This is a genomic window from Rhodoferax sp. GW822-FHT02A01 (genome assembly GCF_038784515.1).
Classification (GTDB): domain Bacteria; phylum Pseudomonadota; class Gammaproteobacteria; order Burkholderiales; family Burkholderiaceae_C; genus Allorhodoferax.
The window spans coordinates 3835091-3850038 of sequence record NZ_CP152376.1; the positions used below are offsets into that span (position 1 = coordinate 3835091).

The 14948-nt window shown below is 53.5% G+C and carries 15 protein-coding genes; 10 read left to right on the plus strand and 5 right to left on the minus strand.

All coding sequences use genetic code 11. From position 1 onward, the window contains the following. Nucleotides 1-138: 138 nt before the first annotated feature. A complete protein-coding gene (locus AAGF34_RS18080) occupies nucleotides 139-414 on the minus strand; it encodes a hypothetical protein (protein ID WP_342617102.1) in 276 nt (91 codons plus the stop codon). 918 nt (nucleotides 415-1332) lie between these two features. On the opposite strand from AAGF34_RS18080, the gene AAGF34_RS18085 reads away from it, so the two are divergent. The 7 genes from AAGF34_RS18085 to AAGF34_RS18115 all read left to right on the plus strand — a co-directional run bounded on the left by AAGF34_RS18085 (nucleotide 1333) and on the right by AAGF34_RS18115 (nucleotide 5536). Continuing rightward, on the plus strand, nucleotides 1333-1896 hold the full coding sequence (locus tag AAGF34_RS18085; protein WP_342617103.1) for a hypothetical protein: 564 nt from the start codon (nucleotides 1333-1335) through the stop codon (nucleotides 1894-1896). A 5-nt stretch (nucleotides 1897-1901) separates the two neighbouring features. Then, entirely contained in the window at nucleotides 1902-2474 is a 573-nt protein-coding gene (locus AAGF34_RS18090) for a hypothetical protein (RefSeq protein WP_342617104.1), read from the plus strand. Nucleotides 2475-2589: 115 nt separating this feature from the next. After that, the gene (locus AAGF34_RS18095; RefSeq protein WP_342617105.1) at nucleotides 2590-2967 is read left to right on the plus strand and encodes a hypothetical protein; all 378 of its coding nucleotides are present in this window, start codon (nucleotides 2590-2592) and stop codon (nucleotides 2965-2967) included. A gap of 889 nt (nucleotides 2968-3856) precedes the next feature. Beyond that, the gene (locus AAGF34_RS18100) at nucleotides 3857-4228 is read left to right on the plus strand and encodes a hypothetical protein (RefSeq protein ID WP_342617106.1); all 372 of its coding nucleotides are present in this window, start codon (nucleotides 3857-3859) and stop codon (nucleotides 4226-4228) included. A 179-nt stretch (nucleotides 4229-4407) separates the two neighbouring features. Then, on the plus strand, nucleotides 4408-4653 hold the full coding sequence (locus AAGF34_RS18105) for a hypothetical protein (RefSeq protein ID WP_342617107.1): 246 nt from the start codon (nucleotides 4408-4410) through the stop codon (nucleotides 4651-4653). 40 nt (nucleotides 4654-4693) lie between these two features. Continuing rightward, nucleotides 4694-5032 (plus strand): hypothetical protein, encoded by a 339-nt coding sequence (locus tag AAGF34_RS18110; RefSeq protein WP_342617093.1) that lies wholly within the window; start codon nucleotides 4694-4696, stop codon nucleotides 5030-5032. Nucleotides 5033-5110: 78 nt separating this feature from the next. Beyond that, complete coding sequence (locus tag AAGF34_RS18115; protein ID WP_342617108.1) at nucleotides 5111-5536, plus strand: hypothetical protein; 426 nt, start codon at nucleotides 5111-5113, stop codon at nucleotides 5534-5536. A 170-nt stretch (nucleotides 5537-5706) separates the two neighbouring features. Here AAGF34_RS18115 and AAGF34_RS18120 read toward each other — a convergent pair whose 3' ends face one another. The 3 genes from AAGF34_RS18120 to AAGF34_RS18130 form a co-directional block, all read right to left on the minus strand. Next, nucleotides 5707-5889 carry a hypothetical protein gene (locus tag AAGF34_RS18120; RefSeq protein ID WP_342617109.1) on the minus strand — a complete coding sequence of 61 codons (183 nt, stop codon included), beginning with the start codon at nucleotides 5887-5889 and terminating at the stop codon, nucleotides 5707-5709. A gap of 132 nt (nucleotides 5890-6021) precedes the next feature. Then, nucleotides 6022-7464, minus strand: a complete 1443-nt coding sequence (locus AAGF34_RS18125) for a beta-propeller fold lactonase family protein (RefSeq protein WP_342617110.1) — start codon at nucleotides 7462-7464, stop codon at nucleotides 6022-6024. A gap of 403 nt (nucleotides 7465-7867) precedes the next feature. Beyond that, on the minus strand, nucleotides 7868-8617 hold the full coding sequence (locus tag AAGF34_RS18130) for an SDR family oxidoreductase (protein ID WP_342617111.1): 750 nt from the start codon (nucleotides 8615-8617) through the stop codon (nucleotides 7868-7870). Nucleotides 8618-8752: 135 nt separating this feature from the next. Between AAGF34_RS18130 and AAGF34_RS18135 the strand changes: the two genes are divergently transcribed. The 3 genes from AAGF34_RS18135 (at nucleotide 8753) to AAGF34_RS18145 (ending at nucleotide 13724) form a co-directional block, all read left to right on the plus strand. After that, entirely contained in the window at nucleotides 8753-9661 is a 909-nt protein-coding gene (locus tag AAGF34_RS18135; protein WP_342617112.1) for a LysR family transcriptional regulator, read from the plus strand. A gap of 164 nt (nucleotides 9662-9825) precedes the next feature. Continuing rightward, the gene (locus tag AAGF34_RS18140; RefSeq protein ID WP_342617113.1) at nucleotides 9826-12825 is read left to right on the plus strand and encodes a DUF6701 domain-containing protein; all 3000 of its coding nucleotides are present in this window, start codon (nucleotides 9826-9828) and stop codon (nucleotides 12823-12825) included. A 326-nt stretch (nucleotides 12826-13151) separates the two neighbouring features. Then, nucleotides 13152-13724: a TonB-dependent receptor plug domain-containing protein gene (locus tag AAGF34_RS18145; protein WP_342617114.1), complete on the plus strand. Its 573-nt coding sequence runs from the start codon at nucleotides 13152-13154 to the stop codon at nucleotides 13722-13724. Between the two features lie 456 nt (nucleotides 13725-14180). Here the strand turns inward: AAGF34_RS18145 and AAGF34_RS18150 are convergent, their stop codons facing one another. After that, nucleotides 14181-14846: a response regulator transcription factor gene (locus AAGF34_RS18150; protein ID WP_342617115.1), complete on the minus strand. Its 666-nt coding sequence runs from the start codon at nucleotides 14844-14846 to the stop codon at nucleotides 14181-14183. Nucleotides 14847-14948 lie beyond the last annotated feature (102 nt).

Consider the following 14948-nt stretch of genomic DNA (forward strand, 5'->3'; position numbering starts at 1 on the left):
AACACCAACAAGTTGGGCTTTTTCATTGCCGTTGTGCTGTTGGCTGGCGTTATTGCTGTCGCCGTTACTCCAAGTGGAATCTTGTTCTTTCCAGGCAGCGTAATACGATGGTCCATCCTTCGTGAGACCCCACTAGGTTCAACGGACGCAGCGGTACGGCTGAATGTCGAGCATCGAGGAGGTCGAATCACAGTGAATCACGTCCATGTTCAGCCAAACAGTGAATATCCGCCCACGGCGACTGGCGGTGAGAGTTTCGCCACTGTTCTGCTTGGCCACTATTGGATGCCATTTCGAACGGATGTAGAGGCTTTTTACACGTTTGATGGGCAAGGTCGCTTCAATGGCGTTGAGATAAGGAAGACTAGCGATGCGTTGTAGACTGATGTTCAAGTCTGCCGCGGAAGCGGACATCCCCTGACCTGCATAATTGGGGCTACTATCCACGGCCTAATGCATCAGAGTGTGCATAGTTCCATGAAAATGTGGTTTAGGGGGATTTGAATTCCAAATGTCTATTGACAATCTGCTCGGGCTCTTCTTTCTTGTTGGGGTCGCATATGCAAGTCACCGCTACTGGCGTTCAAAGGCTATTTCCTGTGCATCTTCCTGGCTCACTGAGCGAGGGCTTCAAGTCACGGACTGGGCAACTTCAAACTTTGAAATGCATAGGCAAAATCCTACCATCTCCTTCACGGCTAAAAACCATCGCGAAAAGATGTTTGACATCAAACTGCGATTTAGATTCGGACTTTTGGGAGATTGGAGAATTGACGAGGTTGCGTATTGGTGCGAGTCGTCAGAGGTTTTGTAACGGAAGTCTGAATTCAACATTGCCGCGAAAGCCGACATTTTCGATTACCCTCCAATTACGGCTATTCCGGACAGAGATAGGAACGCAGAATGGGGCTACGACAACACTTTAGGTTCCAGTACGCTGAGGCATCGGACGTACGGATATTTTTACGAAGCTTCAGCGAACTTGTGGGTGTGGAGGACAAAGAAGATTTCTTTGTTTTCACACCGCGCAATGGTGAGGCGTTTGCGTTTGATTGTGAGATTTTGCCCACTGGACTCTTGTCAGATAGAAGCGGGAACTATTTCAAATTCCTTGGGATGTTTATCGAAGCACTGACCGGGCAATTTGGACCAGTTCAAATGGAAGACGCATAAGCCGCGATAGCTGCCATTTACAACCACTGCCCAATTGTGAAGTCCTCGACCCTTAGAATTCGCCATGACGCAGAGCAGAGTGCATGAATTAGGGAGTTCTAGGTGAATTTCAAGCGATCGAAGGCATTGCGACGCCCCCTAAAGGAGTTCAACTGGAAGTTGACCACGATTCTCATAGGACTCTGGTTGGCTTTGCTCTTTAGCATTGGCATTGGTGGCTGCTCAACCGAACCTAGGTATTGGTCTACAGCGTATTTGGCGATAACCGTATGCATTGTTTTGTGGGTAAATCATCTTGCAATAGCCCCAGTCCAACGGGCAAGAGATGTGCTCAGATTGGTTGGATTCGCAATCTATGACTTGTTTTCGCTATCTGTACTGGTCGTATTGGCAAGCATTCCATTTTCTGTATTGCAAACTGAGTGCTATACCCCTCGTAACAAAGTCGCCGAGCTAATGCTTTCTGGTTCTTCCTACCGCACCCAAATGGACGAGCGCTTTGAGTCGCAAAAGACGCTTGAAAACATAGGCAAAGGAATACAGGTTGAACTTACCCAGCGCGTTCGTAGCGGAATGGTGACATCCGATGGAACCATTGTCTTAGCAAGTGAGGACCCAGTTGCGGTTGTCTTTTTAACGCCGCACGTTGAGCAGGGAAAGCTGATTTGGAAATGCAGTGGCCTACCCAAAAGCGTCCTGCCAATGCCATGCAGGGAAAATTAAGTTAAATGAAATCCCTGTCACTCAAACGACTGGTAGTACTCATCTTTGTCATTGTTCCATTGACAGCATGGTTTCTGGTAAAGCCTGTCCGGGTTGTCGCCCCCGGTCTTGTCGGCATCTCCTGCCCACAAGAAAACGTCTGTGTGGATGACATGACTAGGTACCAAGAGGCTATTTCCCTGTACATCGAAGGAACAGCGTTCGTAGCGTCCAAATTGATGCCGCTGCGGTCAACACCCAAAGTGATTTTTTGCTCGACCATCACTTGCGCTGAGACGTTTGGACTAGGCGCACGCTCAGCAGTGACTGTCGCACGCTTTGGTACAGTAGTTGGTCCTAGAGCATGGAAGAACTATTACGTCCGCCATGAAATGATTCATGTCCTTCAAGGCGAACAGATTGGTGTCATTCCACTGTTGCTCAAACCGTCTTGGTTTGTAGAAGGCATGGCCTATTCATTGAGTGAAGACCCTCGCGATACATTGGCAGAACCCTTCGAAACCGATCGTAAGTTGTTCAGAAGCTGGTACCAAGCAATCGGCAAAGATTTTGTCTGGTCTGCTGCGAAGGAACTGTGAAAATGGGCTGGAAGTGCTTTGGGCTTTAGCAGAAATGTCGCGAAAGCCACGATAGCAGACACTCAACATCAGAGCCAAAATTGGCATTGCCAAACGTGCTCAATTGGGATGCACCATGCTTGAACTATTGTTTTTGTTTCTGTTCGTAGTTGGGGTCGCGGCCTTGCTGACAAAAAAGGGCTTTGGGGTAGCCCCGCATAACCGCGTTTTGCTTGCCGATTTTGCAGTATCGGTGTGCTTGGCGTTCGCTGTGCTCGGCGTGCTTGTTTACTCGACATATGTTTGGGGGCCAGTTAGGATGCTAAAAGGGACTTGGATGCCAGGCATCGTTGGTCTAAGCGTATTTTCAATTGGCTTTTCCTTGATGCTGCTTAGGCGACGAACGAAGGTTTTTGTCGCGGTTGTTTCAATGTGCATCGCCTTGCCAATCGTGTCCATTTTTGGACTTGTTTTATGGCTCTTTGTTGCATGTGCCAATGGCGATTGCATTTAAAGAAGCCCGTACTTACCGAGACTTCTGGAAAGCCGCGGAAGCGGACATCCCCTGAGCTGCACAATTGGGGCGACTATCCACGGCTTAATGCATCAGAATGTGCATAGTTCCATGAAAATGTCGTTTTTGGGAATTTGAATTCCAAATGTCTATTGACAATTTGCTCGGGCTCTTCTTTCTTGTTGGGGTCGCATATGCAAGTCACTGCTACTGGCGTTCAAAGGCTATTTCCTGTGCATCTTCCTGGCTCACTGAGCGAGGGCTTCAAGTCACGGACTGGGCAACTTCAAACTTTGAAATGCATAGGCAAAATCCTACCATCTCCTTCACGGCTAAAAACCATCGCGAAAAGATGTTTGACATCAAACTGCGATTTAGATTCGGACTTTTGGGAGATTGGAGAGTTGACGAGCTTGCGTATTGGTGCGAGTCGCCAGAGGTTTTATAGCGGAAGTCTGAATTCAACATTGCCGAGAAGGCGGACTTCCGAGAAGTTCACCCGTTTAAGGGATGTTCAGGCCATGCCCTGACGGTCACAATACCTCGGATGCGGACTCAGTCAACTCGCCAAACCTTCTCTATGAACATTTTTAATCCCAAGGGAGCATGCCCCGCGAAAATGTCACGCTCTCAGTACATGCATTTTCGAATTAGGTTATTAATCATCTTGGTTGCATGGATTGCGGCAGCTGTGGCTGGAGTTCGGTATTGGGACCAATTTCCCTTGTTCGTGAAGGTAATTTTGACAGTTGCTGGATGGATTCTTATTCCGGGTACAGACATGATTGAGCAAATTTTTGTACCTTATGAGAAGTACCTCAAAGAGGGACTTTGATGAGGCGTCACTTTGCCACGAAATTAGCCATTCCCTATGAGTGAATAACAATTAATGCTAAACATTAGTTCCATCCAAAAACTTACGGCTCGAACCTCTTATGTTGGAATTGCGTTCAATGCTGCCTTGATGGTTTGGGTGTCACCTAATCTCAGTCTTGCATCATTTGGATTTTTGCTATGGACAACAAGCCCATGGCTGATGCTTTTGGCGTCCCTAAAGATTTCAGAAAATTCAGAGAAAGGTATTCGAGTTCACGCGGTAATGGCGTTGTCACTTGCATTCATCTCCATACTGGTCTATCTAGGAACAGCACAAACTCATGAATCAATGGGCATGGCAATCTACCTTTCCATCCCAATTGCGGCACTGCCACTGGTGATAATCGCCGCAATTGCCGGACTTCTCAACCGCAGGGAAAACTGACTTCGTATGTCGGCTTTAGAGAAAATTTGAAGTCGGCTTCCAGCCCGTTGCTGGTGGCAGAATGTCAATGAAGGCGTACCGCCGGTTCGCCGCGAAAACAGCCCTTCGATATTCCACTCTGATTTGATGTGTAATCGATGGCGACACGACTCAAGATGCCAATTGTTTGGGAGTAAGGAATGGGACTTGCACTATTACCGTGGGAAAAGTTGCCGCCGTACGTATTGGGTCCGCTGCTGATTGCGTTCAACTTGTGGTTGTTCTTTTCCGATGATATGCACCCTTTCTCCCGTTGGGGTTGGCAGGCCGCCGGGTTTGCGTACGGTGTCGCAACAATTTGGTACGGTTATCGCAAAGACAACATGCCAAAGGAGGCTCGCGATAAGGACCACACCCACAAGGACATTCGAATTGAAGGCAAGTAAGCCGCGATAGCGGTCTTTGAGTATCAATCTCTAGAACGATATGTCCCTTACTTCCATTCAAGAAATCTGCAAACTCAACGGCCACACGCTACTCGTTCCCGAAGGGTGGACTAAGCTGGGTATTGCATTTAGTACGCTTGGCCAGATGCCAATTAATGGCCTACGGATTCCTGCGGAAGGGAATACAAATGGCTGGTATCTTTGGTGTGGCGGAGAGCCATCAAAGGCTGAAGACTTTTATTCCCCACTTCACGTTGAGCATATCGATAGGCACCTCCCGCAAGTTCGTGAATATCTTGTGCTTCCACCTGGCTACCGATTCCTCATCGACGACAGCGGCCATCAGGACGTATGGTTTGACGAAGCACTTTTGGGTTGAATCGGAATGAACACGGTGGGCAATCTGGGGTACTCTTATGCCGCGATAGCTGACAGAAGGTTTAATCGAAACTGAGCCGTGAACATCATTTCGCACACTCTCTTTGCCGAACATTTCCGACCTATTGGCGATAGTCTTCCCGATGCAACCCGGTCGGTTGAGTGTCCTGATATTCAGGTGCTAATGAGCAAAAATCTTTCCGAAGATGCTGAAGAGTGGCGCAGGCAAGGATTCGAAACTATTGGGTTTTCTGAATTTGCAACAAAAGGAAACCTCGGCGTACACCAAGAGGCAATTGCCCAAGCTATGACTGTTGGTGCTTCGGTTGTGCTCTTCAGCATTTGGCCAGCAAAATTTCGTTCGATAAAGTATCTATCAAACGGCCTGATAGATATGGATGGTGTCCTTGCGGACCCACCTCGCAGTCGTACTCCGAGCGGGTACTACGTAATGAAGGCCATTTTCTTGCGCTCTAGGCGAGGACAACCCGATGGCGAAGGCTGAGCCCGGTTAAGAAATGACAGCTTTGGAGCGCCGGGAATGTCAACTACCAGCCCGAAGCAGTCAAATTGCAGACTTTTTAAGCAATTCGTAAGGCCAGTGACGCCAGAGCCATCCGATTAATTCGGGCCGCAACCTCTTAAGCCCTCGTTACGGCACCGCCAAAGCGCTGCCTAGACATCTTGGCGGGCATGTACCAACAACCCGCACAGCGCTTCTTGAATCAACTTCAGCGCCCCAGCCACATCCCCCTCATTCAGCCCAACATAGTGACGGTGCAAAACGTCGGTTTTGGGAGCAGTGTGGTTCAGAATTCGACGCAGCACCGCATCCCCAAGCCCCAGCTTCTCGCCCACGGTAAGGGCCCTTTTGCGTCAGGTGCTATAAAAATTGTAATTTATAAAAATCAATCAATTATTGTTCACCGCCAATATAAGTGCTATTGAATTGCAAAAAAATAATTATCGTAATCTTCAGAAATTTATCTGCTAGTGAGTGATTGCTATAAAGGCGGGGCTATTGCCTGCTGCATATCTGGAAACAGATGTCAACGCTCCAGTAGCAGAGTTATAGGAATACAACAGGACTCCTCCCGAGATATCGGTTATATAGACGAAATTACTTGAAACATCAAAAGCTATTGATTCCGGCCCTGAGCCACCCGCTGTAAGAAACGGACTCGATGCAATTGAGGTCAATAGTCCTGATGTTCTGTTAATTGAAAAGGCAGAAATACTATTGTTGCCAAAGTCTGCCGCATACATATAATTTCCACTAGGGTCAATTGTTAAACCCATAGTCCAGTTGCCGGAAGCAAAGGGGCCAGATGATACTAGCGTCAACTTCCCCGTGATGTTGTCAATGCTGTACCCTGTTATGCTGCTGGTAGGGCTGTTCGTAGTCGCTGCATACAAAAAGGCACCGGTTGGATCAATGGTAATATGACTTAATATGGACGTGGCGGCAAATGGGCTTCCCGATATTTCGGAAAGAGTGCCATTGCTACTATTAATTGAAAAAACAGAAACTGAGGATACAGCATTAGCGACATATAAATAATTCCCAGCCGGATCCACAATCAATGATTGTGGGTTGGCTGCTGCGGTGTAGGGACTGCCGGTGATTGGTGTCAAAACTCCCGTTGTGCTATTTATAGAATAAGCAGTCACACTTCCGCTTCCCCCTCTATTTGCGACATACACATACTGGCCAGTTGGGTTAATTGCAATCGATATGGGGTTTGCGCCTGCTGCAAACGGACTCCCTGTAACCTGTGTTAATGCGCCGGTGCTGCTATCAATTTTATATGCCGTAACATTGTTGCTGGTTGAATTTGCAACAAAGACAAATTTATTTGAATTGTCAATCACCATAGAAACTGGATTGGTGCCCGCGGTAAAAGGACTGCCAGATACTGCAGTGAGGGCGCCATTGCCAGTGTTAATGGAATATGCGGAAATTGTATTGTCGCCGAAATTTGCAACATATTCGAACTTGCTCGGCTGTGTTTGAGAGCAGTTTATCGCAATATTGGTTACATCATTAGCCGTCATTATTCCACTGCCATTTGAAATAGAACAAGTGGATCCATATGACTGTGGGCTAACAGTAAAGTTATATGGTGTTCCTGGTAAATCTGTGGAAGGCAGAACAAAATTTTGGGAGGATGGTGAGCTTGATGTCAATATCGTTGAAGTCACTCCGCCGCTAACCGCGTTAGTGTTCGTTATGACGACTTTTTGATTGGCTGTCAGTCCAGTCAAAGTTCCAGAAAAGCCATATTGTTTGCTTGGTCCCTGTGTAGAAGCGCCGCCACCACTGCTACTGCTACTGGCTCCGCCGCCGCCGCCACAGCCAATCAAAGCCACAGCGAAAATAAAACACGCCACTGCGCGGAGCTTGGTGCTCCAAACTAGCTTACTGAATTGCATTGGTATCCATCCCTGAGAACTCTAATTATTAAAACAAGCGATAAAACGACTGCGTTCGCCATCGAACAAAGCAGTTTCTACCTCATACTTTGTGTCATTTCCCCACTTCGAGACAAACCGCGTAGTAGCTTTTAATGGAACAAGCCCGTGCAAAGCACATGCCCTCGTGTACGCTGGGGCTGCCAAGAGGAGGGTAAATGCTAACAGCAAAGACCGCAGGCAGCCCTAAGCGGAAGTAGATCAGCAGCATCCCAGCCCCGAACAAAAGCCGCTTTCAAGGTGCTGGCGTCCTCAATAACTTGCGTCGTCGCCAGCTCCCAGACCCACTCGGCGTCAGCCCATGGCTTTTGTTAGTCCACGGTCCAACGCCAAGCCCCGTCGCAGTCACCGCCGAGTAGCAGTCTCACATCTGGCTCATGCCGCCGTCAGCGATGATCTCTGTGCCGACGATGAAGGCGGACTCCTTGGACACCAGGTGCAGGACCGTGGCGGCGATTTCTTCCGGGGTGCCGAAGCGGCCCAGTGGCACCTGTGTCTGGATGCTGGTGGCCATGGTCTGCAGTTGGTCGGGTGACAGGCCCAGCTTGCCGTACAGCGGGGTGGTCACCGGGCCGGGGCTCACCACATTGACGCGCACACCTTGAGGTAGCAGCTCGGCAGACAGGGTCTTGGCCAGCGAGATCAGCGCGGCCTTGCTGGCGGCGTAGACGCTGGAGTTCGGCATACCGATGTGGGCGTTGATGGAGCCGTTCAGCACGATGGCGCCACCGCGGGGCATCAGCGCAGCCAGGCGCTGGATCAGGAAGTAGGGGCCTTTGACATTGGTGTCAAAGCTGCTGTCCCACAGCGCCTCGTCGATCTGTGCCAGTGGGCCGAACTTGGCTGTGCCGGCGTTGATGAATACGCCGTCAATCACACCCATCTGCGCTTGCAGCTCGGCTACCAACGCGGTCTGTGCCGACACGTCGCCGGCCTCGCTGACCAGGGCCAGCGCGTTCGGGCCGAGTTCGGCTTTCACCCGGGCCAGGCCTTCGGCGTCGCGTCCGGTAATGGCCACGCGGGCGCCTTCACGTGCAAAGGCGATGGCGGCAGCAGCGCCTATGCCACTGCTGCCACCGGTGACCAAGATGTTCTTTCCTTCAAAGCGGTTCATGATAATTCCTTCGGTTGTTTCGTTGATGTATTTCAGGGTTTCTCAACTCATTCCGAGTTGATGGAATGAAGTTTCTTGCAATTGCTTGAGCTACAGACGCCATAATCTCGATAAACTTGTACGAAACAATCGAATATGTTGAGCCTTGAAGACTTGCAACTGCTGGAAGCGGTGCGCGCTACTGGCAGTCTGTCGCGTGCGGCCGAGCGTTTAGGCAAGGCTGCATCCACTGTGTCGTATGCAGCACGCCAACTTGAAGAACGAATGGACGCGCTTCTGTTTGACCGGGCGGGCTATCGCATCGCGTTGACGCCTGCAGGGCAGCTGCTCGTCGAGCAAGGTGCGCAGCTGCATGCCCAGGCGCGGCACCTCACGGAGCGTGTCAAACAGGTGGCACGCGGTTGGGAGTCCGAATTGCGCATTGCTACCGATGAGCTGGCAAACATCGAAGCCTTGTTGCCCCTGGTAGCCGACTTTGATGCGCTCAACAGCGGGGTGCGCCTGCGCTTCGCGCACGAAGTGCTGGGAGGTACCTGGGAGGCTCTGCTGGACCAGCGTGCGGACCTGGTAGTGGCCGCCACCAACGAACCGCCGGCGATGGCGCATCTGCAGTGGTTTGAGCTGACGCAACTGGAATGGGTGTTTGCTGTGTCACCGCGGCACCCGTTGGCGCAGGAAGAGCAGCCGCTGTCGATGGAGGCAATATCTGCGCACCGTTCGGTGGTAGTAGCCGACACCTCGCGCCTGGCCATGGCCCGCAGCTACGGTGTGCAGACGCACCAGGAGCGGCTGGCCATGCCCAGCATGCGCGCCAAGATTGCCGCCCAGGTGGCAGGCCTGGGCGTGGGTTGGCTACCGTTGGAGAAAGTGCGCCAGCACCTGGCGCAAGGCACGCTGGTCGCGCTGGAGACGCAAGACCCGCGTGAACCGAATCTGCTGTTTGTGGGCTGGCACTCGCACCGTGCCGGGCCCGCATTGCAGTGGTGGGCGAAGAAGCTGCGTGATCCGCGCCTGGTGCCCGCGTTGCTTCACCTGAACTACTGATCTCCCGATTCAAATATCAAGAGGCCACCGGAGGCTGGGGTGGTGGTGAGCTTGAAGCGCACTGCGCAGAGCGGGAAGGTAGTCGGTATACTAAATGTAAATAAATCACATTTAAAGTTCGGTGCCCTTTGCGTTCACGGCCAGCCATGCGCGCCACTAGATCGATGCGTTGCGCAATCCTTTGCGTCGGGCTCTGGCTCAGCGCAAACCTCTGGGCCGCCTGTTCCCCCTATCTGGGCTCCGTGGTGTTCAACGAAGTCCAGAATCCAGCCAGCGGCACAACCTACCTGGAGCTGCGGGTGCTGGACCCCACGGTGGTTGCCGCGACCAACAATTTTGCAGGCTGGAACATAGCCGTCTACAAGGCCAGTAGTGGCGCATTGACGGCGTCCGCCAGCAAGGTGACCAGCCTGAAGACGGTCTTCACCGATACGACCAAAAACACCTGTGGCCAAAGCTCCCCTTGGATACAGATTCCCGATGCCTCGATTGGCTCATTCATCAACAACGCCAATCCCAACTCAGACCTGAATTTCGTGCTGTATGACACGTCATCCGGCACCAACCAGATCATCGACGTGCTTCGGCTGGGCAATGCCAACTCGTTCTATGGGGCGGGCACCAATTACGCCAGTTGCCCCACCATCGAATCAGCCTACGGAGCCAAATACAGCCGCACCTGGGCCGGCAACGGCAACAAGGACTGGTTCCGCTCCCCGGACGGAACCGGCGCCTGGACGGGCGCACAGACTGCCAACAGTGCCAACTCCATCTGCGGCAGCAACGATGCAACACAGCCCGCACAGGTCGGGCTGACCAAAGTGGCCAACACGGCGACGGTCAACACCAATACCAACTTCACCTTCACGCTGTACGCGCAAAACCCCCTGACCGGCACCACGCAGTCCAACGTGGTGGTGACCGACAACCTGACCACAGCAGGGCTGACCTTTGTGAGCTGTGCGGTTACCGCGCCGGACACCTGCACCAATAGCGCGGGTACCGTGACCTGGACTGCGGCGACCTCGGTCAATCCCCTGTACGCCAACTCCACGCGGTCCGCCCTCCTGACGGTGTACTCCACAGGTATCGGAACCAAGACCAATACCATCACTGCCAACACGTCCGGTACGCCGACCGCCAGTGCCAGCGTCACCGTATCGAATACGGCACCCATCGTCAGCACCAGTGCCGCCACGTCGGTTACCGCAACCAGTGCGGTGCTGAATGGCACAGTCAATCCCAACAACGTGGCGACCACAGTCACATTTGGCTACAGCGGATTTACCGGCAGCTACACGACGGCTTGTACGCCAGCCAGCAATTCGTTTAACGGCAGCAGCACGCAGGCGTTTTCCTGCAGCGTCTCTGGGCTGAGTTGCGGAACCACCTACTACTACCGCGCCAGTGGCAGCAGTTCGGGTGGCAGCGCCAATGGCATCGAGATGAGCTTTGCCACGCCGTCCTGCGGTGCTTCGTTTGATGCCTACGAGACCTCATACACCGCTGCGCAGGCCATTGCGGGCGCTGCCCGGATCAAGACGCACGTGGCAAGCAATACGGGCATCTGCGTCTATGGCGGAGCCTGTGCTCTCACTGTGGGAGCGTTTGATGGAGGCAAGACGGCGTTGCAAACGTCTTTCACCGGCCCGGTGAAGGTGGAGGTCGTCGATGCGTCTGCAGGTGCCTGCGCAAGCTACCCGCTCATCGCTACGGTGTCGTCCTCGCTCACGCTCAACGCCAGCGGAGAAACACAAGTCACCCTGCCTGCGGTTGCCAACGCCTATGCCAACGCACGCATCCGCATCAGCTACCCTGCGAGCGGCGCCGCCACCTCGCAGAGCTGCTCCAGCGACAATTTTGCGATCCGGCCATCGGCCTTCACCGCGGTCACTGCAACCGACGGAACATCGTCCACGGCGGGCGCGGTCAACACGTTAGGGACAACGTCGTGGACAACACCGCCCACGGCGGCAACCCCGATTCACAAGGCTGGCAGGCCATTCCGCCTTAGCGCAGCGGCCACCAACGCATCGGGCTCCACCACCACCAACTATGCTGGCACGCCAAGCGTAGTGCTATCGCAATGTTCGGGCGCTGCCTGCACCGCGTCGCAAGGCAGCCTGACGCTGGGTGGCACGTTTGCATCGGGGGTGCTGTCTTCCAACAATGCCAGCTACAACGACATTGGCTCCTTTGCTCTGGTGCTTCAGGACGCGAGCTTTTCGGCGGTCGATGCCGCAGACTCCACCACGGCGGAGCGGACCATCGTATCCAGTGCAGTTTCGGTAGGGCGTTTCGTGCCCGACCATTTTGATACCGTGATCACCAGCCAGGGCTGCAACACGTTCACCTATTCGGGCCAGCCCTTCACCATGACCGTGACGGCCAAGGATGCTTCGGGCAGCACGCTGACACGCTATGCCAATGCTGGCCTGTCCAACACCGTGGCGCTGACCGACCCCAACGGAGCGGCAGGCGCGTTTGCGACCACAGCGCTATCCACTTTCAATGCGGGCGTCTACACATCGTCCCTCGCGACTTACACCTTCAGCAACCGGGCTACGGCTCCTTCCCCCGTCAAGCTCAGAGTCACAGATACCGACGGCGTCACCTCCGCCACAGGCAGCGACGGGACCTCTGCCACCGCCACGGAAGCAACAGCCACCATTGTGAGCGGGCGACTGCGGATGCTCAATGTGTATGGATCCGAGCAGTTGCCTTTGGCGCTTGCGGTGCAGGCGCAGTACTACGATGCTTCCGTCTGGAAGAACAGTGACAGCAGCTACCCCGACACCTGCACCACACTTGCTGCCTCCAACTTTGCCTTTACCACGTCGGCGCCAGCCTGCAGTGCCGCCATCTCCTCCTGCACTTCTTCTGTCGCCCTGAGTGCCTCTGGAAGCGGCCCCTACAAGGCGCCCTGGACCGGGGCGCTTTCCAAAGCCACTGCCACCGGCAGCTTGTGCGTCACGCTCAATCTGGATGGTTCAGCGGCCGGAAACCAGTGTGTTTCCACGGGTGCAGCCGGGCCGGGCCCAACCTCTGCAGCCGCGCCCTGGCTCAAATATCCGTGGAATGGCGCATCCGCGACCAACCCTTTTGCGCAGGCCATGTTCGGCGTCTACAAAAGTAAACTGATTTATCGCCGGGAAAATTACTGAACGGCGAAAAGCGGGGCTGCGCAATGCACCCTGCGAACTGCTGCGCCAGATACATGGCAGGCATTCCTCAAGCGCGATGCGCCTGAATCCTGAATAAAAGTTAAGAAATCCTTCAGGTTGCCTACAGGTTCGGCAAGCAATATGCGCTGCCTTGTGGGTCATCAACAGGGCTTGTGACCCATCACCGCGGGCGATACGGAATTCAATACTAGAAACAATATATTTACCGGAGACACTAGAACATGAATGCGAAACAACTTCACTTTTCAAAAATACTTTGCCTGACCTTGGGCGTGGTTGGCACAGGGTTCCCCATCGGAGTTGCAATGGCGGCTGACTCTGTAGCACCTCCGGCTGCCACTGTGGAGGAGGGTGGAACTTCCGCCTCGCATGCGGTTGGTGAGATTGAAGCATCGACACAGACCAAGGTGGTCGTGTCCCGTGAACAGATCGAAGCAGGGGATCAGCAGGAAGGGTATAGCGACGCTGTCAAGAACGTGGCCGGTGTGGCAAGCAACAACGGCGCTGGGAGCGCCAACGCCAGCGTGAAGTTCCGCGGCATCCAGCTTGGCCTGTATACGAACTACCGTCTCAATGGTGGTCTGGCCATCACAAACGTCATCACGATTCCCACCGAAGACAAGGAAAAGATCGAAGCACTCAAAGGCGCGAATGCGCTGATGTTTGGACTGGCCAGTCCCGCGGGCATCATCAATTTGCTGACCAAACGCCCCGCAGACAAAGACATTTCGTCTGTCTCCATGTCCGGCAACGGATTCGGGCAACTCGGTGCCTCGGCGGACATCAGCCGCAAGTTTGGGGAAGAGAAGCAGTTCGGACTGCGGGTGAACGCATCGGACAGCGGCGTGCCGATCTTGATGGCAAAGGGCTTGACATAGAACTCGGCTACGCGAAGTTCACCGATTCCATCCATGGTCAGGTTAAAGGGGCGCTCGCCGTTCGCACCCGGAATGTTTCTTCCGTCCAGATTGCGGGACTGAAAGACGGTTCCCTTCTCGGTATCACGAATGTCAATATAGAAGAGTGCGGCAGTGCGGTCCGATGACACGCGCAATCGCTTCTCCAGCAGTTGAGGGTCATTGGGATCAAATTCACGGAATACATGGATCTTGATGACTTTGAGCTGGGAGCTGTTTTGAACGTCCAGGCCCTGGATCAGGTGGTTTTGCAGCAGGACATAGCCCGTCACAAACACGCATGTCAGCGTCACCGTGACTGCCAATGTGTACCAGAGGGTCAGACGCGTGCCAATGGACTTTGGCAGCTGGAGTCGCCACTTGGGCGCGGGCGACGTTGGCTCCAGCGCAAGAATGCCTCCAGCGTTGGCGCTCTGGTCAGATAAGTTGATAGCCGACACCGCGCACCGTCTTGAAGAATGGTTGGCCGGAGAACGCATCCAGCTTGGTACGCAAACGGCTCATGTACACATCCAGCAAATTGGTGTCCACATCGTAGTGTGCATCCCATATCTTTTCGGAAATGAGTGTGCGCGGCAATATGCGGCCGACGTTTTGCATGAAGATCTCCAGCAGCGCATATTCCCTGCTGGTCAGGTCCAGCGGCTTGCCATCAATCTGCACGGTATGGCCCAGTAGATCCAGCCGGATTCCCTTGTATTCAAGCACGGTCTCCTTGACGGCTGAATGCCTCCTCAACAGTGAACGGATTCTGGCCAGCAGCTCTTCGAGGCTGAAAGGCTTGGGCAAGTAGTCGTCGGCGCCAATGTCAAGCCCCTTGATACGGTCGACGACCGTATCGCGCGCACTCAGAATCAGCACCGGCTCGGTGAAACCGTTTCTGCGCCACTCCTGCAGCAAATCCAGGCCGTCACCATCGGGCAACCCCAAATCGAGTACGACGGCGTCATACCCGGTTTCGCAGAGCGCATCGCGCGCCGCGCGGCAACTTCCAACCAGTGTTGCGGTGTAGAAACACTCCTGAATGCCTTGTTGCAGAAGCCGCCCCAGTCGCAATTGATCTTCTACTATGAGTACCTTCATTCCTGTATTCCATTCTCTCCAAGGGGGCGACTATTGAGATGAGATCGGTGTCGCGCACCTCTCAATGATGCGGCATATGCCGTCTTTCTACCATTGGGGAAA